The sequence below is a fragment of the uncultured Tenacibaculum sp. genome, from assembly GCF_947495995.1.
Taxonomy (GTDB): domain Bacteria; phylum Bacteroidota; class Bacteroidia; order Flavobacteriales; family Flavobacteriaceae; genus Polaribacter.
Genome location: NZ_CANMAX010000001.1, coordinates 408,239 through 431,269, shown reverse-complemented (window position 1 = coordinate 431,269; position 23,031 = coordinate 408,239). Strand labels below are relative to the sequence as shown.

At 30.1% G+C, this 23,031-nt stretch carries 22 protein-coding genes; 14 read left to right on the top strand and 8 right to left on the bottom strand.

The features are described from left to right. Positions 1–13: 13 nt before the first annotated feature. Positions 14–232, top strand: coding sequence for a hypothetical protein (locus Q1A15_RS01910; RefSeq protein WP_299617900.1), 219 nt, complete (start codon positions 14–16; stop codon positions 230–232). A gap of 46 nt (positions 233–278) precedes the next feature. Here the strand turns inward: Q1A15_RS01910 and Q1A15_RS01905 are convergent, their stop codons facing one another. The 5 genes from Q1A15_RS01905 to Q1A15_RS01885 form a co-directional block, all read right to left on the bottom strand. After that, a complete protein-coding gene (locus Q1A15_RS01905; protein ID WP_299617897.1) occupies positions 279–1,301 on the bottom strand; it encodes a cytochrome d ubiquinol oxidase subunit II in 1,023 nt (340 codons plus the stop codon). After that, on the bottom strand, positions 1,298–2,611 hold the full coding sequence (locus Q1A15_RS01900) for a cytochrome ubiquinol oxidase subunit I (protein WP_299617894.1): 1,314 nt from the start codon (positions 2,609–2,611) through the stop codon (positions 1,298–1,300). Before Q1A15_RS01900 ends, Q1A15_RS01905 begins: the two co-directional genes overlap by 4 nt. Positions 2,612–2,721: 110 nt before the next feature. Then, positions 2,722–3,750 carry a serine hydrolase domain-containing protein gene (locus Q1A15_RS01895; RefSeq protein WP_299617891.1) on the bottom strand — a complete coding sequence of 343 codons (1,029 nt, stop codon included), beginning with the start codon at positions 3,748–3,750 and terminating at the stop codon, positions 2,722–2,724. Positions 3,751–3,811: 61 nt separating this feature from the next. Further along, on the bottom strand, positions 3,812–4,399 hold the full coding sequence (locus Q1A15_RS01890; protein WP_299617888.1) for a hypothetical protein: 588 nt from the start codon (positions 4,397–4,399) through the stop codon (positions 3,812–3,814). A 96-nt stretch (positions 4,400–4,495) separates the two neighbouring features. Then, the gene (locus tag Q1A15_RS01885; RefSeq protein WP_299617885.1) at positions 4,496–6,619 is read right to left on the bottom strand and encodes a Tex family protein; all 2,124 of its coding nucleotides are present in this window, start codon (positions 6,617–6,619) and stop codon (positions 4,496–4,498) included. 151 nt (positions 6,620–6,770) lie between these two features. On the opposite strand from Q1A15_RS01885, the gene Q1A15_RS01880 reads away from it, so the two are divergent. Then, on the top strand, positions 6,771–6,992 hold the full coding sequence (locus Q1A15_RS01880) for a hypothetical protein (protein ID WP_299617882.1): 222 nt from the start codon (positions 6,771–6,773) through the stop codon (positions 6,990–6,992). Positions 6,993–7,035: 43 nt separating this feature from the next. Here the strand turns inward: Q1A15_RS01880 and Q1A15_RS01875 are convergent, their stop codons facing one another. Beyond that, the gene (locus tag Q1A15_RS01875; protein WP_299617879.1) at positions 7,036–7,938 is read right to left on the bottom strand and encodes a histone deacetylase; all 903 of its coding nucleotides are present in this window, start codon (positions 7,936–7,938) and stop codon (positions 7,036–7,038) included. A gap of 303 nt (positions 7,939–8,241) precedes the next feature. Beyond that, positions 8,242–9,726, bottom strand: coding sequence for a hypothetical protein (locus Q1A15_RS01870; protein ID WP_299617875.1), 1,485 nt, complete (start codon positions 9,724–9,726; stop codon positions 8,242–8,244). A 120-nt stretch (positions 9,727–9,846) separates the two neighbouring features. Between Q1A15_RS01870 and Q1A15_RS01865 the strand changes: the two genes are divergently transcribed. From Q1A15_RS01865 to Q1A15_RS01855, 3 genes are all read left to right on the top strand, one after another. Further along, positions 9,847–11,043, top strand: a complete 1,197-nt coding sequence (locus tag Q1A15_RS01865) for a helix-turn-helix domain-containing protein (protein ID WP_299617872.1) — start codon at positions 9,847–9,849, stop codon at positions 11,041–11,043. 253 nt (positions 11,044–11,296) lie between these two features. After that, positions 11,297–11,779 carry a DoxX family protein gene (locus Q1A15_RS01860; RefSeq protein ID WP_299617869.1) on the top strand — a complete coding sequence of 161 codons (483 nt, stop codon included), beginning with the start codon at positions 11,297–11,299 and terminating at the stop codon, positions 11,777–11,779. 3 nt (positions 11,780–11,782) lie between these two features. Next, positions 11,783–12,160 (top strand): hypothetical protein, encoded by a 378-nt coding sequence (locus Q1A15_RS01855; protein ID WP_299617866.1) that lies wholly within the window; start codon positions 11,783–11,785, stop codon positions 12,158–12,160. A 33-nt stretch (positions 12,161–12,193) separates the two neighbouring features. Here the strand turns inward: Q1A15_RS01855 and metG are convergent, their stop codons facing one another. Further along, on the bottom strand, positions 12,194–14,254 hold the full coding sequence (gene metG / locus Q1A15_RS01850) for a methionine--tRNA ligase (protein WP_299617863.1): 2,061 nt from the start codon (positions 14,252–14,254) through the stop codon (positions 12,194–12,196). Between the two features lie 159 nt (positions 14,255–14,413). Here metG and Q1A15_RS01845 point away from each other — a divergent pair, with 159 nt between their 5' ends. From Q1A15_RS01845 to Q1A15_RS01805, 9 genes are all read left to right on the top strand, one after another. Next, positions 14,414–15,907 carry an ankyrin repeat domain-containing protein gene (locus Q1A15_RS01845; RefSeq protein ID WP_299617859.1) on the top strand — a complete coding sequence of 498 codons (1,494 nt, stop codon included), beginning with the start codon at positions 14,414–14,416 and terminating at the stop codon, positions 15,905–15,907. Positions 15,908–15,914: 7 nt separating this feature from the next. Beyond that, entirely contained in the window at positions 15,915–16,400 is a 486-nt protein-coding gene (locus Q1A15_RS01840; protein WP_299617857.1) for a DUF2271 domain-containing protein, read from the top strand. 92 nt (positions 16,401–16,492) lie between these two features. Continuing rightward, on the top strand, positions 16,493–17,179 hold the full coding sequence (locus Q1A15_RS01835) for a class I SAM-dependent methyltransferase (protein WP_299617854.1): 687 nt from the start codon (positions 16,493–16,495) through the stop codon (positions 17,177–17,179). A gap of 39 nt (positions 17,180–17,218) precedes the next feature. Beyond that, positions 17,219–19,393: a PepSY domain-containing protein gene (locus tag Q1A15_RS01830; RefSeq protein WP_299617851.1), complete on the top strand. Its 2,175-nt coding sequence runs from the start codon at positions 17,219–17,221 to the stop codon at positions 19,391–19,393. A gap of 18 nt (positions 19,394–19,411) precedes the next feature. Continuing rightward, complete coding sequence (locus tag Q1A15_RS01825; protein WP_299617847.1) at positions 19,412–20,332, top strand: LD-carboxypeptidase; 921 nt, start codon at positions 19,412–19,414, stop codon at positions 20,330–20,332. 9 nt (positions 20,333–20,341) lie between these two features. Then, complete coding sequence (locus tag Q1A15_RS01820; RefSeq protein ID WP_299617844.1) at positions 20,342–20,761, top strand: hypothetical protein; 420 nt, start codon at positions 20,342–20,344, stop codon at positions 20,759–20,761. A gap of 11 nt (positions 20,762–20,772) precedes the next feature. After that, positions 20,773–21,132 (top strand): YraN family protein, encoded by a 360-nt coding sequence (locus tag Q1A15_RS01815; protein WP_299617841.1) that lies wholly within the window; start codon positions 20,773–20,775, stop codon positions 21,130–21,132. A 147-nt stretch (positions 21,133–21,279) separates the two neighbouring features. Further along, a complete protein-coding gene (locus Q1A15_RS01810; protein ID WP_299617838.1) occupies positions 21,280–22,440 on the top strand; it encodes an iron-containing alcohol dehydrogenase in 1,161 nt (386 codons plus the stop codon). A 357-nt stretch (positions 22,441–22,797) separates the two neighbouring features. Continuing rightward, positions 22,798–22,980, top strand: a complete 183-nt coding sequence (locus Q1A15_RS01805; protein WP_299617795.1) for a hypothetical protein — start codon at positions 22,798–22,800, stop codon at positions 22,978–22,980. The last annotated feature ends 51 nt before the right edge of the window (positions 22,981–23,031 follow it).

Here is a 23,031-nt window from a genome sequence, read left to right as displayed (position 1 = left end):
AAATTTAAAAACTATGATATCAAAAATTAAAAATCTTGGATTAGAATTAGAAAAATCAGAGCAAAAACAAATTAAAGGAGGTTTAGGAACTCCATATAGAGGTCCTGATTACGATCATATACCAGAAGGTCCTTTTCCTGAGGAATGTATTGAAGATTTATGTTATACAGATTCTGATATGATGATGTTTCATGATTGTTGTCGTCATCTAAGAAATAATACCATTACATAAGAAATAATAAAAAAGCTAACTATTAATAGTTAGCTTTTTTATTTTATCAATCATTCTCTAAAATCTTAATCAACTTAAAAGATTTTAGTAGATGAAAAAGTCCAGGAACAATAATAAGTCCACCTATAATCAAAGAAATTCCTAATACATTAATTACTGCATCAGGAGCTATGTTTTCAAGAAGACTTCTACTGTCATTTTGAATCAATAACAAGTTTGGGAAATGCGGAATTAATGCCACAGCGATAATCAAAATTACCTGAATTCCTGCATAAATTCTACTGCTAATTCTATTTCCTTTTTTTACAGCATACCAAAGTGGAATTAATCCTAAAGCAGATAATAGAACTAAACCAATGCTCAATGGGTTTTTAATAATTCCAAGTACAAAAATAGTATCCGTAAAGTAACCATAACAGATTGTCAAGAAACCAAGTAATACGACAACAATTGTTGCGATTTTGGTTTTTCTAACATATATAGGATATCCTTCTTCATCAGCTTCTCCAATTAATAAAACTGCCGATAAAAAAGCACAAAGACTAGCAAAAAATAAACCAACTAAAAAAGAAAAAAGATTAAACCAAGGCGTAATATAAGCTTCAGCAAAAGATGGTATAACAGTATCTGTTGGTAATACAATTTTACTAGAAATCATTCCGCCGAAAATCATTCCTAAAAAGATTGGAGTAATTAAACTAGAAGTTCTAAATAACCAATTATAAATATGTTGAGATTTATCCTCATAAGCATCATAATGTCTAAAAATAAAAGCAACACCACGTAAAGTAATTCCCAATAACATCAAGGTAATTGGAATGTGTAATGAAGTTACCATTACTTTATAATATTGAGGGAAAGCTACCCAAAGAATCACGATAAGAATAATAATCCAAATATGATTAGCTTCCCAAACAGGTCCCATTACACGATAAATAGTTTTTTTAGTGATTTTCTGATTGTCTTCAGAAGAAAATAATTCTATAATACCAGCACCAAAATCTGCACCACCCAATAAAACATATAATAAAAGAGAGAAAGCTAAAAAAAATAAAACTACAGATATCATAGACTTAATTTAGGTGAGTTATTTAATGATTTTATTTGTCGGCGTAACAACCAAGCTACAGTAATGGTTAAAATAGAGTAGAGTACAACATAAAGATAAAAACTGTATTGAATTCCAGGCATAGGAGTAACAGCATCTTTAGTTCTCATAATTTTATGAATTATCCAAGGTTGTCTTCCAACTTCAGTAACAATCCAACCAGCTTCTAAAGCAATAAATCCTGCAGGAGCTAAAAAAGCAAATAATTTCCAAAACAGTTTTTTATCTAACCACTGTTTTTTCTTACTGTTTACAAAGAAGAAGAAAACACCAGCCATTAGTAAAAGTCCGCCCAAACCAACCATAATTTGAAATGCATAATGTACAATAGCTACATTCGGAATTTCATCTTCTGGAAAGTCATTTAATCCTTTTACTTCAGCATCAAAATCACCAAAAGCTAAAAAAGACAAAGCTTTCGGAATTTCTATTTTGTATTTCACTTCTTTTTTCTCCTGATCTACAATTCCACCGATATACAAAGGAACTCCTTTAGATGTTTCGTAATGCGCTTCCATAGCGGCCAATTTTACTGGTTGACGTTGTGCAACATCTTTCGCAGAAATATCGCCGCTAATCGGTTGTAAAATCGCAGCAATTGCACCAAATGTAATTGCTATTTTAAAAGCTTTTTTATGAATTTCAGTTTGTTTGTTTTTTAAAATCTGAAAAGCATGAATACCAGCAACTGCAAATCCAGTTGCTGTAAAAGCAGCTAAAACCATGTGTAATGCTTGAGTAAACCAAGCCGGATTGAGTAATGCTTGAACAGGATCAATATTTAGAAACTGTCCGTCAACATAATCAAAGCCAGATGGAGCGTTCATCCAGCCATTAGCAGAAACTACTAGAATTCCAGATGCAACACCTGCAATTCCAACAATAACTCCTGTAAACCAATGAAATTTTGGAGAGATTTTATCCCATCCATACAAATAAAAACCAAGGGCAATCGCTTCAACAAAGAATGCAGCTCCCTCTAAAGAAAAAGGCATACCGATAATTGGTCCGGCATGTTCCATAAATTCGGGCCATAAAAGTCCTAATTCAAAGGATAGTGCAGTACCCGAAACTGCACCTGTTACAAAGAAAATGGCAACTCCTTTTTGCCATACTTTAGTTAATTTTAAATATACTGGATTTCCCGTATTCAACCACTTTTTGTGAGAGACGATCATAAAAAAAGGCATAACCATTCCGATACAGGCAAAAACAATATGAAAAATTAGCGTGAATGCCATTTGAAGTCTTGCAGCATCTATATTTTCCATAACGAAATGTTTAAAAGATAAGTCTTGTAAATTTACGAAATTATCAACTTTTAAACTAGTTATAAGGCCTTAAAAAAGGAATGTTTTTAACGGTAATTTTACATTGTTTTTTATTCAATTAACTCGTTAATTTTTTGAGTTAATATCGATAAATTTCTGTTTTTTTGATTGGTTAAAAGAATAATGAATGTATCCTTAGTTTTATCTCTTGTAACTAAACATTCATAATTACCAGATGATCCATGATGTTGATGAATTTCGATGTTGTTTTTCTTCCAAGAACAACTTCCTAAAGGAGCTTGTGTATGATCGTTATTATTTGCTTTTTGAGATAAGAAAAGCATAGATTCTTTAGAAATAATTTCGAAATTATCTAATTTCTTTAACCAAGTATAAAGTCCGTTTGTATTCGAGCAAATAAGTAAGTTTTTAACAGCTATTTTATAAGGATCTTCCTTAAAATCTTTATTGAAGGCTACAGCCATGTTTTTCTTATTCTGAAAAGGAAATTGTTCCTTGACTTCTACACCTTCAATGTGATGAGGTTGTAGTATGTTTTTCTTCAAATATTCATGAAAAGATAGTTTTGAAATTCGCTCAACAATTTCCATTAATAAAACCGGACTCATGTTGGTGTATAAATAATCTGATCCAGGAGTAAATTCTAATTTACTTACGTTTTTAATGTCTTCAAATAAACTTTCATCAGTAGGAATAATTTGATTTGAGAAATAATGTCGCCAATTCACTTTAGGCAAACCACTTGAATATTGTAATAAGTGTTTTACAGTTATTTTTGTGCCCCATTCTGGTAGTTCAGGAAGAATTTTATAAATAGTTTCATCAACTGTCAGTTTATCATTTTCTACCAATTGCATTATCGCTACAGCAGGAAACTCTTTGTAGATAGACCCAATTATAAATTTAGAATCTACAGATAATCTAGAGCTTTTACTATTATCTAAATATCCGAACGCTTTGTTATATATCACATTGTTTTTCTTTACAACGAGTACAGCACCGTTAAAAGTACCATTTGTAAAGTGTGAGTTGAATAAACTGTCAATAACATGATTGTTTTTTTGACTGAATCCTGTTAATGTAAAGCAAAATAATAAGAGGTAGAGTAATGATCGCATTTCAAGTGTTTTTTAAGAAGACTTGAAATAAAGCATAGTGTTACTCTTTTTGTAAAATTATTTATTTGTGATAAGTAAGCTGAGTTGTATTTACAGGAATTAATTCAAATGAACCATTTTGCAAAGCATATGATTTTTGAGTGGTTAATGTATAGTTTTGCTTTTTAACATTGTAGTTAGATTCGACTACAAGAATTTTATCTTTTTCTCCATCTTTTTGATTAGGAAAAACATATTCTACCCAAGGTTCAGGACCGTCACAATGTGTATTGTTAAGTTGAGGTAATTGTGTGATTTTTCCATTTTTAGAAATACATAAATAATAAGAAATTGTATTAGAACAACATGCGGTGTGCGTTGTAGAAACACGAAGTATTTTATTGAAAGTACTGAAATTATCAATTTTTAAAACTTCTACAGTAGTTTCATCGTAAGCCATTAGATTGACAGAAATTTCTAACAAAGTATTGTTGTGCTTATCTTTTAAGAAAATAGGCAAATTTTGATCTTCATGAGGAAATTTATCCCAGTATTCTTTTCGTGTTGTTTCATTAACTTCAGTTACAAAATAGTCATCTGTTTTTTCAAACTTTTGACTAAAAGATTTTATACCTAAGAACAATACAAATACAATTACTAAATTTTTCATTTCGTTGATTTTTTAGTAAAAGTACCTGAAGACAGGAGTTTATAAAATCGTAATTGAGTAATCTACCTCTTTTGATGAGGGAAAATAATATGCTAGTTATTTTTCTAACCTTAACTGAATTCGTTTTCTAGAAATGTCGATTTCTAACACTTTAACCATAACTTGTTGTTGTAAACTCACTATTTTGTTGATGTCATCTACAAATGTATCCGATAGATTAGAAATATGAATTAAACCACTTTCTTTAATTCCAATATCTACAAAACAACCAAAGTTGGTGATATTATTTACGATTCCTGGTAAAACCATTCCGATATGTAAATCGTCAATTGTTTTTACGTTTTCATCAAAAGAAAATGCTTTGGCTTTTTCTCTTGGATCTAAACCAGGTTTTTCTAGCTCTTTAACAATATCTTTTAATGTAAGTAAACCAAAATCTGGAGTTACATAGTTATTAAGTTTAATTTCTTTAAGCTGCTTCGTATTACCAATTAAATCTTCAATTTTTAGTTTTAGGTCTTTGGCTATATTTTTAATTAAGGCGTAACTCTCTGGATGTACACTAGAATCATCTAAAGGATTGTTTCCTTGTTTAATACGTAAAAAACCAGCAGATTGTTCAAAAGCTTTACCACCTAAACGCGCTACTTTTTTAATATCGTTTCTCGTTTTAAAAACGCCATTTTGATTTCTATAAGTAACAATATTTTCCGCAAGTTTAGGTCCGATTCCAGAAACATAACTTAATAAAGAAGCACTTGCTGTGTTAATATTGACTCCAACTTTATTTACACAATGAGCTACAACTGTATCTAATGATTTTTTAAGTTGATTCTGATCTACATCATGCTGATATTGACCAACTCCAATAGATTTTGCATCTATCTTAACCAATTCAGCTAAAGGATCTGCTAATCTTCTTCCGATAGAAACAGCTCCACGCACGGTTACATCTTCCTTTGGAAATTCATCTCGAGCTATTTTTGATGCTGAATAAATAGATGCACCAGCTTCATTTACCACAAAAACTTCTAAAGATTTTGTTGCACCAATATTTTTAATGAAACGTTCTGTTTCTCTAGAGGCAGTTCCGTTTCCAATAGAAATCGCTTCTACATTATATTTTTTAATTAAATGTTCAATAGTGTAGGCTGCCTCAGTGGTTTTATGTTGAGGAGCATTCGGATAAATAGCTGTATTATGTAATAAATCACCTTGCTCATTTAAACAAACAACTTTACATCCTGTTCTAAATCCTGGATCGATGGCTAAAATTCTTTTTTCACCTAATGGAGCGCCAAGTAAAAGTTGTTCAAGATTTTTCTTAAATACTGTAATAGCAGATTCATCAGCCTTTTCTTTTGCTATATTCATTGCTTCAGTAGTTAAAGAAGGCAATAGTAGACGTTTGTAAGAATCATCAATTGCCAGTTGAATTTCTGCACCACATTCATTATTATTTTTAATCAACTTTCGATCTACTTTCTCCAATACACGATCATCATCGATTTCTATTTTAACTCGGATAAATCCAGCTTTTTCTCCACGCAAAATTGCTAATAAACGATGAGAAGGAATTCTACTTAAGTTTTCAGACCAATCGAAATAATCTTTGAATTTTTGAGCATCTTCATCGTCCTTTTTAGTTTTTACAACTTTAGTAGTTATGGTAGAAAAACGTTCTAATTCTCGTCTAATCAAATTACGAATATCAGTACGTTCATTAATCCATTCAGCAATAATATGTCGTGCACCTTCCAATGCTTTATCTTCATTTTCTACATTATTATTAATGTATTTAGAAGCAACATAATCTAGATCATCAGCACGCTGACTCATAATGATTTTTGCCAAAGGTTCTAATCCATTTTTACGAGCAGTTTCAGCTTTTGTTTTACGCTTCTTTTTATAAGGTAGATAAATATCTTCTAGAGTTGTAAGATCTTTAGCATTTAACACTTTTGTTTTTAACTCTGGAGTTAAAACATCTTGCTCCTCTAACGTTTTTAAAATTGTGTTTTTTCTTTTTTCAAGTGCTTCAAAAGCTTCTTTTAAAGCAACTATTTCACCAATTTCTACTTCATCTAAATTGCCTGTTTTCTCTTTTCGATAACGAGCTATAAACGGAATAGTACAATCTTCATTTAATAATTCAACAGTATTTTGAATACTTTTTTCTGAATAAGAAGTTTGAGAAGATATGTATGATAAAAGTTGCATAATTTCAATTTAGGGATTCAAATATCACAAAAAATAATGATTTATCAGGTGTCATTTTTTTTGTTTTCTTAACATTGATATAGCTATCACTTTATCAAATAATTCCTAAATTTTGCATTTAAATTATTAACCTTAATTAAAACCAATTGTAATGAAGAACTTAAAATCATTAAGGCAGTCTTTACTTGAAAAAAGCCTTGAGCACAAAGAATTAAACAAGCAAGAACAACAGAGTATTAAAGGAGGATATTACACATCTAAAGAAGAGTGCTACGAAGATTGTAGAGGTTCTGGTAAAGGATGGGGATATTGGTCGCATAAAGACTACTGTGTAAGAGGTAGTGATGGATATTATACTTGTTACGACAGTTAAAATGAATTTTAAAACGGCTTTTGTAGCCGTTTTTTTATTTGCATTAAAAAAATATCTCCTGAGCTAAACGATAGGTATTTGTATGTGCTTCAACTATAATTTTAATATCTAAAGAATAGCCACCACCCATGCTACACATTACAGGAATTTTATGATCGTAACATGTTTGCAAAACAAAACGATCACGTTCTTTACATCCAGCTAAACTCACACTTAATTTACCAAGTTTATCACTTTCTAAAATATCGACACCACACTGGTAAAATATAAAATCGGGTTGTTCTTGAGCAATAAGTTCTGGCAAAACCTTCTTTAAAGTAGAAAGATATTCATCGTCTTTAGTTTCATTTTCTAATGGAATATCTAAATCAGATTGTTCTTTATGAAAAGGATAATTCGTTTTTCCGTGCATAGAAAAAGTGTAAACAGAAGTATCATCTTTAAATATTTCAGCTGTTCCGTTTCCTTGATGCACATCTAGATCTACAATAAGAATTTTTTCAGCTAATCCTTTCTTTTGAAGATAACGCGCTGCAACTGCTTGATCATTTAACATACAAAAACCTTCACCACTATTTGTAAATGCATGATGAGTTCCTCCAGCAATATTCATGGCAACGCCATATTGTAAAGCAAATTTAGATGCTTTCATTGTTCCGTCAGCAATAATCATTTCTCTAGCAATAAGTTGTTCACTTAATGGAAATCCGATTTTACGTTCTTCTTTTTTTGATAAAGTAATATTGAGTAAATCAAAAAAATATTCAGGAGTATGAACAGTGAAAAAGTATTTATTATTAGGAATTTCAGGCTGAAAAAAGTTGTCTTCAGTACAAGTACCTTCATACAAAAGTTGTTGCGGAATTAAATCATATTTCTCCATAGGAAAACGATGATTATCTGGTAAAGGATGATTGTAAATTTCGTGATGAGCGATCTTCAGCATAAACACTTTAAATTATAAGACTAAGTTATAGATAAAAGATTACAAACAATGAAAAGATTCTCAATTTCACTGAAAACAGGGAGGTTTTTTTAGTAAGACGAAATTAGTTTTGCAATTCAGAATGTTTAATGAAATAAATTCTATTAATCACATGAAAAAGTATGTGATAGATAAGAAATAAAGTGGTTAAATTTTTAAATACAGTTTTTTATCAGAGGAGTAGAGATAATTCCCCAGATTTAGGGGCTTTAGAGTCTCAAAATTGATTTGTTACTATGGGTGGTAGAAATACCACTCTTTTTTTTAGAATGCCAAAAACTTGTAAACGTTCGATTCTGTATTGTAAAAACTATAAATCATCTTTTTATTGTACTCAAAAACATGACTGTTTTCTTGATTTTTATTACGCTTTATAAAATCGTTGATCTTCTCATAAACTGTGGTTTCAATACTAGTATCTATTAGGGTAAAATTACGATCGTAAATACCTTTTATATAAGTTGATTTCTGATTTTTAATACTGTTCAATACATAAGAATGCGGATCTAAAAATCCTCTGTAATTATTAACTGCATAAATAGATACATTATCTCCCATTTTTAAACTCATCATAGGATTATGCAGTGTTGCAGGTTTTTTTCCTCCAAGTGTAATAATAAAATCTTCAGATTGCTTCGCCACAGCAATACCTAAATCACCATAAAAAATCTTTTTAAAGAACAGTTTTGAAAGTCTATTATCTGGTTGATTTTTATAAGTTTTTCCTTTAATTACTATTGGAGTATTTTTAAACGTAATAGCTTTAGTATTGTCTAAAGTTAGTTTTTTAACGAGTTGATTTGTTTTTAAATTATGAATATCAATCGCTACATTTTTTCTTGATGCACTGGCGATAAATAAAAAGTCATCGTATAAGAATGAATTTGAAATTTTTTTACTTCCAGCTACAGAAAATAAAGGCTTTTTTATCTTTTTTAAAGTATGAGTTCCTTTAGTTAAATCTAAGTTTAAGATTTGAGTATAGAATTTATTCTTATCAAATACAATTGTAATATTATTTTCATCACTATAAAGTTTTGTGAATTCTGCAGCAGTTTCTACCGAAACAGGTTGAATTGTATTTGCAATTTCATTATTGTTAGTTGCGTAGTCAAAAGACTGTATTTTAGTGATCGTATAATCGTTGTAAAGAATATTAAAAAGTAGATTCGATAGTGTTGTTTCTTTATGTTCACTAATCAAAAGCTTTTCTTGTTTTAAATCAAAAGTTGTATTGATTGCTTCTTTATTGTTAGCATAAGTTCTAAGAATTAATTTAGAAGTATTTTTCTTCAAAAAAAGTAAATGTGATTTGTCTTTTTGATTGATATTTTGAAGTAAAGTCAATCCTTTAGAATTAAAATTGTCTTTATTAAAAGTAACGGTGTCTTTTTTAAAATCAAATTCAATAATGCCAAAATCTGTAACGCTTGTATTAGATACTATAAAAGTGAATTTATTATCACTATCGTATAGTTTACCAACCACACCGCGATATTTCTTTTTCTTTTTGAATTGTAACTGACGCTCAACCTTTAACTCTTCGTTCGTTAAATAAGCATAAATATTTTTTTTATCGCTTATAAACGTAGCAATATTACCATTGGTTTTGTTTACAACAGAAAAAGAACCTTTTATTTTTTTCTGGTCGTTGGTATTTAATGTGTGTTTAAATTCACCAATTTTTACCTGTCCATGAATACAGATGTGTAACGATAGAAAAAAAAGAAAAACAATAACTCTTTTCATAAATAGATCTTGATAAGCTAATTTACACAAACTTCGTGAGGGTTTCAAACTATAAAACAAGTAGAAATAAAGTTGTTCGTGTTTTTTTAAGGTTATAAATCATATTTTCTATATTTGGATATGATGTTAATTCCGTTTCACGCATTTCCAGATTTTAATCTATACAGTACGCCACTTTTGGTATTGGTACTTCAAGGATTGTTATTTGCTGGCTTGTTATTAGGAAAGTACTTGAAGAAAAGAAACACATCGTATTTAATTCTCAGTCTTATTTTGTTGTTGGTTTGCTACCAACAAATTTGCTACACTGTTGGTTTTATGGGATGGTATAATACATATAGAACCACAAAAATCAACTATTGGTTAATGCCGATTAGTTTAGCTTTAGCCCCGTTGTTGTATTTCTATGTGAAATCAATAACACAATCAAATTTTAAATTTAAACGGTCAGATTTTAAGCATTTTGTTTTAATGTCTCTACTTGTGATTTTTCGTGTAGTGATTTATATTTATGATGCATTGCAACCCGGGTTTAACGATAAACAAAACGGAGTTTTAAAAATAGCTGTTGATGAACGCATTGTTCAACCCGTACTCGTATTTTTAGATTTTGCTGTAATGTTGTTGTATTTGGCCTTTACATTTCAATTATTCTATAATTATCGAAAGAAAATCAATCAGTTTTTTTCAAATACCTATAAATTAGAATTGAATTGGGTACTCAGTTTTCTAGTAATTTTTTCTTTATTATTTCTCTACGGAAGCATTCAAACAGTAATTAATATTGCTTTTATTCAACTAAGTTACACACAACAATGGTGGTTGAATTTATTTTTAGCAGTAAGTACAGTTTATGTAGCTGTTCGTGGTTATTTTACAGACACTGGAAAATTAAATAATTTAACATTTGATTTTACTCCTGAAACTATAAAAGAAAAAGAAGTTACAGTTGAGAAAACAGTTTCCAATGAAGAAATTCAATTGATTGACGAATACATGAAGGTTGAAAAACCGTATTTAAATTCTGAATTGAATTTATCAGATTTAGCTTCAAATTTACAAATGCATAGATCGCAACTTTCTCAAATTATTAATCAAGGTTACGATAAAAATTTCAACGATTTTATTAATGAATTTCGTGTAAATGCATTTAAAGATGAATTGCGAAAAGGAACACACAAACAACTTTCATTATTAGGTATTGCATTAGATTGTGGTTTTAATAGCAAAGCAACTTTTAATCGAGTTTTTAAAAAACTCACACATACTTCTCCTACAGAGTTTATAAAACAATTATCAGTAGTCAGTGAACAGTAATTTGTTGACGAATTTCATAAGAGCTATTTCGTGATTTTTCTAATAATTATTTACTAAAAATTATGTGCAGAAAATTACTTTTTTTATCCATAATTAAAAGCTTATTTCTATAGTTTAAGACGTCTCAAATCGTATCTGAGCCTTGTGAATACAGTATAAGTCGTTGGTGGACTTATCAATTCGAATCTTTGTGTCATCAAAATGAGAAAACAAATTCTCCTAACAATTTAGATAACTATAAAATTTAGAACTGATGAGAAAACTATTAAAACAAATTATGACTCCTGTATTGCAAAAACATTGGTGGGTAGATTTACATTTTGCAATCATTCGATTTATCTGCGGAATGTTATTAGCAATAGATTTTGGAGCAAGCAAATTCGGAATGCCATGGACAGCAGCCGATAGAAACTTAAGTTTATTTGAAGTGTCAGCTTGGTTTCCTGAAGATGTAGCAGCTTACGGTGGAATATTTGCGTTATTTCCTGTGTTTTTTGCTTGGATGGGGGCTTTTAGCGAAGCTGTTGGTGGATTATTATTTGCCTTCGGATTAAAAACTAGATTAGCGTCATTTTTAATTTTATGTACCATGTTGGTTGCCATTTTTATGCAAAAATGGAGTCAAGGTACTTGGGGAATGTTACCAGCGATGGGATTCTTATGGGTTTCAACATACAATTTGTATTTAGGCAGCGGACGCTTCGGATTAGATTATTTAATTTCTAAAAAACTATAAAAGATGAGAACAGTATTCATAGCAATAATTGCATTCGTATTAATAGGTTGTGTACAAAAACAACACATAAAAACAGTAACATTAAAAGTAGATACTAGAGGTATAACAGATGTAAAAACAATTGGAGTTAAAGGAGATTTTACAGATCCAAGATGGAAAGTAGAAGTTCCGTTAACGGATGAAGATAAAGATGGAATTTTTGAAACTACATTAACTCAGAAAACAGCAGTTTATGCCATACAGTTTAAAGTAGTTAAAAATGGTTCAGTTTACGAACTCAAAGGAAAACCAAATAGAGTTTTACAATTTGAATATAAACCAGAATCTATAGTCTATGAAGTAAAATTTGATAATCCAGAATTTACAATTCAGAGAAATTAAAAAAAGCTGCATTACGCAGCTCTTTTTATATTATTAACAAACTTGTCCTCCGTTTTTTACTTTTTGTTGAGGTTCAACAAAAGCTAAAGAACCATCTTCGGCATCGGTCATCAAAATCATTCCTTGACTTTCAACACCTCTAATTTTTCTTGGAACCAAATTACAAAGTACAGTTACTTGTTGTCCAACAATGTCTTCTGGAGAAAAACTTTCTGCAATTCCAGAAACAATAGTACGAACATCAATTCCTACGTCTACTTTTAATTTTAGTAACTTTTTGGTTTTTGCTACTTTTTCAGCTTCTAAAATAGTACCAATACGAATATCCATTTTAGTAAAATCATCGAACTCAATAGTATCTTTTTGAGTTTCTATAGCTTTATTGGCAGCTTCATTTGCTTTTTTAGTAGCTTCTAATTTTTCTAGTTGAGCTTCAATAGTTTTATCATCAATAGGATTGAATAAAAGTGGAGCTTTTCCTTCTTGAATCTTATGTCCTTCTGGTAATAAAGTATCTTTCTCTGTGATATCATTCCAACCTAAATTTGGATCGGTTTTTAAAATACCTTTTAATTTTTCAGAAGTAAACGGTAAAAATGGCTCAGATAAAACAGATAACGCAGTTGCTATTTGTAAAGCAACATACATAATCGTTTTTACACGTTCTCCATCTTTACTGAATTTTTTCCAAGGTTCTTCATCTGCCAAATATTTATTTCCTAAACGAGCAACATTCATAAACTCTTGAGAAGCTTCTCTAAATCTATAACGTTGAATTGATTTTTCTATGATATCAGGAAACTGTTGTAATTGTTCTAAAACGTCTTCATCTAATTCTGTGAACTCATTAGGTGCAGGAACAACTCCATCATAATATTTATTCGTAAGAACAGCCACACGGTTAATAAAGTTTCCGAATACAGCTACTAACTCATTATTGTTTTTCGCTTGAAAATCTTTCCAAGTAAAGTCGTTATCCTTATTTTCTGGTGCATTAGCAGTTAATGTATAACGTAACACATCTTGCTGTCCAGGAAATTCTTCTAAATACTCATGTAACCAAACAGCCCAGTTTTTAGAAGTAGATAATTTATTTCCTTCTAAATTTAAAAACTCATTTGCAGGAACGTTTTCTGGTAAAATATAATCTCCATGTGCTTTTAACATCGATGGGAAAATAATACAGTGGAATACAATATTATCTTTTCCAATGAAATGCACTAATTTCGTGTCTTCATTCTTCCAATAATCTTCCCAGTTTTTTCCTTCTCTTGCAGCCCATTCTTTTGTAGAAGAAATATATCCGATAGGAGCATCAAACCAAACGTATAAAACTTTTCCTTCAGCACCTTCAACAGGAACAGGAATTCCCCAATCTAAATCACGAGTTACAGCACGCGGACGTAATCCATCATCAATCCAAGATTTTACTTGTCCTAATACATTGGCTTTCCAGTCATTTTTATGACCTTCTAAAATCCACTCACGTAAAAAAGGTTCGTGTTTATCTAAAGGTAAAAACCAGTGTTTCGTTTGCTTTAACACAGGAACGTTTCCAGTAATTGCAGATTTAGGATTAATTAAATCTGTTGCATTATGACTTGTTCCACATTTTTCACACTGATCACCATAACTTTCTTCATTTCCACATTTCGGACAAGTACCAATTACGAAACGATCGGCTAAAAACTGATCCGCTTCGGCATCATATAATTGTTCAGAAACTTCTTCGATAAATTCACCATCAGCATACATTTTTTTGAAAAATTCAGAAGCTGTTTCATGATGAATTTTGTTTGAAGTTCTAGAGTAGTTATCAAAAGAAATTCCGAAGTCTTCAAAAGATTGTTTAATAATTGCATGATACTTATCAATAATCTCCGTTGGAGTTACGCCTTCTTTTTTAGCACGCATTGGTATAGCTACACCGTGCTCATCTGAACCACAGATGTAAGCAACATCGTTACCTTTTAAACGTAAAAAACGCGAATAAATATCAGCAGGTACATAAACCCCAGCTAAATGCCCAATATGAATTGGTCCATTAGTATAAGGTAATGCAGCTGTAATCGTATATCTTTTAGAAGAACTCATGTTAAAATTATAATCTTATTTTGGGTTACAAATGTAGTTAATAATTCGTTTTTACTTCTTGTTTTTATAAACTATAACCGTTATAAAATCTACTTCAATATTTTTATTTAGATTTATTATAAATAAACTATCTTTGTCGGAGAAAAAAATCACTAAATAATGAAATTTAAGAGTTTTATACTATGTGTTTTTGTGGTTGGAATGCTGCAAGCGCAAAAGGGTAAAAATATATTTTTAGATAGAGCTTTTTGGAAATCTAAACCAACATTAGAACTTGTGAAAACTAAAATTTCCGAAGGAAATGACCCTACAGCATTAAGCGGAAGTAGTTTTGATGCGATTTCTTATGCTTTATTGGAAACGTCGGACATAGTAAGCAACGATATTATAAAATATTTACTTACGATTAAAGGAAATGAAGTGAATAAATTAACTCATGATGGACGAACTTATGTTTTCTGGGCTGCCTACAAAAATCGTTTAGATTTGGTAAAATATTTAGTTGTTAAAGGAGCTAAATTAGATGTAATTGATAGTCATGGTTATACTGCATTAAATTTTGCTGTGTCTACAGGAGTAAAGAATATAGCATTATTTGATTATCTAGTTTCTAAAGGAGCAGATGTAAAGAAAGATAAAGATTTACATGGAGCTAATGCATTATTATTAGCGATTCCTACTCAAAAAGATTTTAAGCTGATTGATTATTTCGTGTCAAAAGGTTTAAGCTTAAACGCGACTGATAACGATGGAAACGGAGCTATAAACTATGCTGCAAAAAAAGGAAATCAGAAAATTATTGATCAGTTAATAGCAAAAGGATTACCATACAAGAATAAAAATAAGATTGGAGGAAATGCCATGATTATGGCTACTCAAGGTGGACGAAGAGGTTATAATTCTCTAGCTTTTTTCAAATATTTAGAAACTAAAGGTGTGAAACCAAATGTAACAACAACTAAAGGATTAACTCCGCTTCACAATCTAGCGTATAGAAATCAAGATGTAGCTTCATTACAATATTTTATAGACAAAGGTGTAAGTTCAGATCAGCAAAATGAAGAAGGTAATACACCGTTAATGAATGCTAGTTATAGAAATTCTCTTGAAGTAGTTCAATTATTAGTAGAGAAAACAAAGAATATTAATGTTCAAAACAAGAAAGGACAATCTGCATTAAGCAATTCATTAAGAAACAAAACAGCTGTAGTTAACTATTTACTTGAGCAAAATGCAAATGTATTTGTTGAAGATGCCAAAGGAAACAACTTGGCTTTTTATTTAGCGGCGTCTTATAATGTTAAAAAAGAAGATGAATTTGTGTCGAAAATCAATTTGTTAAAAGCAAAAGGATTTGACTTTACAACACCTCAGAAAGATGGAAATACATTGTTCCATCTAGCTGCTGATAAAGGGAGTTTATCGTTGTTAAAATTCTTACAGAAGTTTAAAATCGATGTAAATGCTAAGAATAAAGAAGGGCAAACAGCATTACAAAAAGCAGTAATGGTTGCCAAAAAACCTGAAATAGTAAAGTTTTTATTAGCTAATGGAGCAGATAAAACTGTGACAACAAGTTTTGATGAAACGATATACGATTTGGCAAAAGAAAATGAACAATTATCAAAGTTCGATTTAAGTTTTTTAAAATAAATAATATATGAAATTAATCACAAGAATAAGTTTAGTTCTACTATTATCATTCACAGTTTTCGCTTTCACAAAAAAGGAAACAGCGAAATATAAATGTATGATTCAGTTAAAGAATTATGATGGAGAAGGAGCATATATTGTAGTTTCTCTTTTAGATACAGAAGGAAAATATTTAGAAACACTTCAAGTATTGGGAGATGACGATGAGTGGTATCACGAAATTTCTGAATGGTGGGATTTTTACGGAAAAAGAAGACCAGATATTGATGCAGTTACAGGAGCGACAATTAGTGGAGGACAACGTGCAATTAAAGTGGTAGAAATTCCTACAGATAAAATTGATGCTGGTTATAAAATTCGATTCGAAACAGCAGTTGAAGATCAAGAATACTATGCCGATGATGTTCAATTTGAATTAACTTCAGAAAACGTAAAAAGTAAGTTTGAAGGTAAAGGCTTCATTAGATATGTAAGAATGATGCCTCAAAAATAAATTTCAAGCACGCCTGATATTCACACATTCATAGTCTTTTATCCTAACAGAAAATTAAAATTGAAGGCGTGCCGAAATAAAAATATTCTAATATGCATGTGCTAAAAGAATGGTTTAAACTATTGTTTTACAGAAAGTCTAAAACTGAGATACAATCATTAGAAGAACAATTAAGTAATCCTAAAGGAGTTGAAGGAATTAAACTTGGTCATACCATGTATGCTTCTAATTTAGGAATGATTAGATCTTCAATTAATCGTCTTAATCTAAAAGGTAATGATGTAGTTTTAGAATTAGGCCATGGTAATTGTCATCATTTAAATTACATAGAAGAAAAAGTTCAGGATATAGATTTTCATGGTTTAGAAATTTCTGATGTAATGCATAAAGAAGCCAAACAATTTCAAAGTAAATTAAAAATCACATTTAAGTTGTATGACGGAACAATAATTCCCTATCAAGATTTATATTTTGATAAATTAATGACTGTCAATACTATTTATTTTTGGGAAGATCCAAGTAAATTGCTTCAAGAAATAGATAGAGTTTTAAAAGTTAAAGGCGTATTTGTATTAACTTTTGTCGCCAAAGATTTTATGAAAAAGTTACCTTTTGTAGGAGATCGTTTTGCGTTGTATGATATTGCAAACATTGAAAAACTGATAGAAAGAACAAACTTACAAATCACAAAAGTTGAAGAAAAAGTAGAAAGAGTAAAGAACAAATTAAATGTTCTTGTAGATCGAGAATATTTAATAATAAAAATGATTAAAAATTGATCTTTTTGGTAAGATCATGAAAGTTATAAAATATAAAGTATGACACTTTCAATTTGGAGGTATAGCCATTTAACACTGGCGATATCTTCTTTTTTGTTTATAATTATTGCTGCTGTTACAGGAATTATTTTAGCTTTTGAACCTGTTTCTAATCAGTTAGAAACCTATTCAGTATCTAATCTTTCTGAGGTTTCAGTGGCAGAAATGATAACAGTATTACAAGAAAAATACGAAGAAGTTATTTCTGTTGAAATCGATAATAATAGTTTCGTAGTAGCAGATGTAATTACCAAAGATGGAGAAAGTCAAACGTGTTATATTGACCCGAAAACAGGAAAGAGGTTAGGTGATATAAAACCGAAAGCCTCAATTTATAAGTTTGCTACCACATTGCATCGTTCTTTATTTTTGAAAAGTATTGGTCGGTTTTTTGTTGGCTTAGTTTCATTTTTATTGTTTTTAATTACAGTTTCTGGACTCGTTTTAATTCTGAAAAGACAAGGAAGTTTAAAGAAGTTTTTTAATAAAGTTACGTGGGAAAATTTCTATCAGTATTTTCATGTAGTCTTAGGAAGACTTTCTATAATTCCTTTAATCATTATAACAATATCTGGAGTATATCTTTCTCTGGAAAAGTTTAATCTTTTACCTAAAGAGAAAATCAGTCATGTTATAGATTTTGATCATTTAAAAGCTGAATCACAACAAAAGATTTCTAATTTTAAAATCTTTCAGCAAACAAAATTATCGGAACTCAGAAAAATAGATTTTCCATTTTCACCAGATGTAGAAGATTACTTTTTAGTACAAGTTACAGATAAAGAATTCACAGTAAATCAGATCACAGGAGAAGTATTAAGTGAAGTAAATTATCCGTTTACAAAAGTAGTAGTCTATTACAGTTTACTATTACATACCGGACAAGGAAGTATAATCTGGGCGATTATTTTAGCATTATCAAGTATAGCCACGCTGTTTTTTATTTATTCTGGGTTTGCAATGACATTTCAACGTATAAAAGGAAAAACTAGAAATAAATTCAAAAAGGAAACATGTGAGTATGTTATTTTGGTTGGTACAGAAAATGGAAGTACACAAACGTTTGCCAAAATGCTTTATAAAGCAATGATAAATGCTGGTAAAAAGGTTTTTATTACCGATTTAAATAAGTACACTACTTTTGAAAATATGGAACATTTAGTTGTATTAACAGCAACTTACGGAGAAGGTGAAGCTCCGTCTAATGCTTCTAAATTCTTGAAATTACTTCAAGATAAAACAATTAATAATCATCCGTTTTCTTTTTCAGTAGTTGCTTTTGGTTCGTTGGCTTATCCTAAGTTTTGTCAGTTCGGATACGATGTTGATGCTGCTTTAACAACAAATAAAAATGCGACAATGCTATTACCAATTCACACAATAAATAATAAATCGTTTGAAGCATTTTCACAATGGAAACAAGAGTTCAGTAATACAATTCAAACTGAATTAAAACTTGATAAAACGATACTAACCAAAAGAGAAAAAACTGTTTCATTACCATTAGCTAAAAAAGTAACGAACGATTTAGCTAAAGATACTTTTTTGTTAGAATTTGATTGTAATGAAAAGTTTACTTCTGGAGATTTATTAGGTATTTATCCGAATGATCAAGAACATGAACGTTTGTATTCTATCGCAAAAATTAATGATAAATTACTGCTGAGTGTTAAGCGACACGAATTAGGTATTTGTTCTAACTATTTGCACAATTTGGTTGCAGGAAATTCTATCAACGCGTTTGTGAAAAAGAATCCAACATTTCATTTTCCGAAGAAAGTTCCGAAAGTAATTTTGATTGCTACAGGAACTGGTATCGCACCATTTTTAGGAATGATAAATGAGGCGAAATCAACAACAATAGACCTGTACTTCGGATTACCTAACAAAGCAAGTTTAAAGATTTATGAATCTGTATTAAATGAAGAAAAATTATCGAAGATCAATTATGTATTTTCAAGAGAAGGTGATAAAAAAGTATATGTTCAAGATATAATTGCAGAGCAAATAGATCAAATCATTTCAGACTTACATAACGGAACAGTAATTATGATTTGTGGAGCCATAGCAATGCAAAACGCCATATTTTTAGTTTTAGAAACAGCACTTGAAAAAAACGGTAAAACTTTAAGTTATTATAAAAACAGAAACCAAATTTTGGTTGATTGCTACTAATTTTAGTTATTTGGTTGTATGAAGTTGATTACACCATCGTATCTTAAAAAAGGAGATATAGTTGCCATTATTGCTCCTGCAGGAATCTTAATAAATAGAGAAGCTGTTATTAAAAAAGCAGTAGACTTACTAGAAAGTTGGGGTTTACAAGTCGTATTGGGTAATCATGTATTTGCACAGTCAAATCATTTTGCAGGTTCAGATGAACAAAGAATAGAAGATTTTCAAAAAGCATTAGACAATCCAAATATTAAAGCGATTTGGTGTGCCAGAGGTGGTTATGGTTCTGTGCGAATTATAGATCATTTAGATTTTAATCAATTTCTGAAACAGCCCAAATGGATTATTGGTTATTCTGATGTTACCGTTTTTCATAATCACATTCACAATTTAGGAGTTGAAACCTTACATGCGATTATGGGAACCAGTATGCAAGATGATGTAACCATAATTAACGAATCTGTAGAAACTTTTCGTAAAGCTATTTTTGGCGAAGGTTTAGAATATCAATTGCCATCAAATCAAAATAATAGAGTAGGGGTAGTTACAGGACAATTAGTTGGTGGAAATTTAGCAATTTTAGCATCAATGTTAGGATCAAAAAGTCAGCTTAATACAACAGATAAAATTCTATTTATTGAAGAAATCGGTGAGTATGAATATGCAATTGATCGCATGTTGTTTAGCTTAAAACGAGCTGATTATTTCAAAAATGTTAAAGGCGTAATTATTGGAGATATTTCGAAAGTAAAAGAGAATTCAACAAAATGGGGAATGTCTATTGAAGATTTAATTTTGAATGTGTTGCCTGAAAACGTTCCTATATTGTTTGATTTTCCTGCAGGACATGAACCAGATAATCGTGCGTTGTTAATGGGAAGAACAATTGAATTAGCTATTCATAAAGATGAAAACTCTAAATTAGTTTTCTTGAAATAAGAATTGGTTATGACAGGTAAAAAAACAGTCAAAATATTTACAATCGTATCGCATGCTTTAATTATTTTGGGAGTAGGACACGGTATTGGTTTTATGGGATTAATAGATGTGGCGTCTATTCCTAATTTAATCAGTGATTATGGATTTACTTTAAAAGGAAGCTTTAGCGATAGAATTATGTCTGTAGGACTTATATCTTTAATCGGCAAAGTTTTATTGTTGATTAGTTTTTTTATAAAAAAAATTAAAACTAAAGAAATATTAGAGTTTCTAGGTCTTATATTATTATGGGTTTCTTTTTTCTTTTTGAACTTTAATCTTGGAAGTAATTCTAGTGGAGGCATTATATTTTTTACGGGAATTCCTTTCCTAATATCTTCAGTAATTTTTGCATTCGTTATGGTTTTTGGGAATTTTACAAAAAAATGATTTAAAAAGTTATGGCAAAACACAATGAATTAGGAAAAGAAGGAGAACAACTAGCTTTAGAGTTTTTAAAAGAAAAAGGGTATAAAATTCTTGAACAAAACTACAGATTAGGAAAAGCCGAAATAGATCTCATCATCATAAAAGAAAATTTGTTGATCGCTGTAGAGGTTAAAACTCGATCAACAAACTATTTTGGTAATCCCGAAGAATTTGTAAATACAAAGAAAAAGAAAATGTTAGTTGAAGCTATGAATTCTTATGTAATTGAGTACGATTTAGATGTTGAAGTAAGGTTCGATATCATTGCTGTTTTAAAGCAAAAAAATGACTTCAAAATAGAACATATCGAAGACGCTTTTTTATTTTTTTAAGAAGAGTTTAAGTTTTTCAATTTCATTTATTACCATAGATCAATTTTTAAGATACAAGTGTAGTGTAGTTTTGAAAAAGTATTAGAGTTTGTAAATAATGCTAATACAAAGCCTCATATTTTCATAAAAAACATAAAATAAATCACTATGCTTAATTTTAACTTTTACAATCCGACTCACATCGTTTTCGGTAAAGATCGATTGTCAGAACTAGCAACATTAGTTCCAAAAAATGCTAAAGTATTAATCACTTACGGAGGTGGAAGTATCAAGAAGTTTGGAACATTCGATAAAATCACTAAAGCTTTAAAAGGTTTCGAAATATTTGAGTTTGGCGGTATAGAGCCAAATCCACAATTAAATACATGTGTCAAAGCAGCAGAACTTATTAAAGAAAATAATATTGACTTTATTTTAGCTGTAGGTGGAGGTTCTGTACTAGATGCAACAAAATATATTTCTATTGCTGCGAAATACGAAGGAGACGATTATACATCTTTAATTAAACACGGATTTTCACCTATTCCTGTTGAAGAAGCTGTTCCTTTTGGAGCTGTTTTAACTTTACCCGCTACAGGTTCTGAAATGAATGCATTTTCAGTGATCAGCCATGAAACAGGAAAGTATGGAATTTATTCTCCTTTGTTTTATCCAAAGTTTTCATTTTTAGATCCAACATTAACTTACACGTTGCCAAAGAAACAAGTTGCCAACGGAATTGTAGATACGTTTATTCATGTAGTTGAGCAATACATTACTTTTCCTGTAGATGCGAGATTTCAAGACAGAACTGCTGAAGGTATTTTACAGACTTTAGTTGAAATTGGAGAACAAACATTAAACAATCCTGAAGATTACGATACGAGAGCAAACTTTATGTGGTGTGCGACAATGGCATTAAACGGATTGATTGGTTCTGGTGTTCCACAAGATTGGAGTACACATATGATTGGTCATGAATTTACGGCTAAGTTTGATATTGATCACGGAAGAACTTTAGCGATGATTTTACCTTCACTTTTAAGAGAAAGAAAGGATAAAAAGGAAGCAAAATTATTACAATATGCAGAAAGAGTTTGGAACATTACTGAAGGAACTTCAGATGAAAAAATTGAAGCTGCAATTCAAGAAACAGAAAAATTCTTTAATAGTTTAGGTGTAGCTACAAAGATTAGTGACTATGATATTCAAAAGGAAGAATTGAAAGATATTATTTCTCAATTAGAATCTCATGGAATGGTAGCATTATCTGAAACAGGAGACTTAACACTAGATGTTACTGAACGTATTTTAGAAAACGCTTACTAGTAGTATTTAGAACTTTTTATAAAAACAAAAAACGACAATCAACCCTGATTGTCGTTTTTTGTTTTATTTATTGATAATGAGTGTTTATGATGTTTCTATTGCTTTTTTTGTTAAAATGACTGTTTGTAATTTAACTTTTTGTTAACTTTTTGATTGAAGTGTAATTTTACTTTTGTAGAACGCTATGAAAAATAATACTATGAAAAACTTCTACTATTTATAATATTCCAGTTTTTATTAAAAATTGTAAAAATACTTTTAGCTAAAGGTAGACATAATCCTGAGTGTCTATAAATGGTTTGGGATATATTTATTATTTAAAAATTATATAAAATGAAAAATTTAAAATTAGAGAGCTTGAACTTAGAAAAATTCGAAACAAACAAAATTGATTTATCTTCTTCTAGATTCGTTATGGGAGGGATGACTGAGCCTAAAGCATCAAAATGTACAAGACCAACTGATGGATCTTGTGAAGATAAGCAAGACGATGATAATGGTAAGCCTATCGAAAATCAATTAGTTGCTATTTCTTTATAAGATTTTATATCTTAAAATAGTTAAACTAAACTAGTAATATGTAAGAGCTGC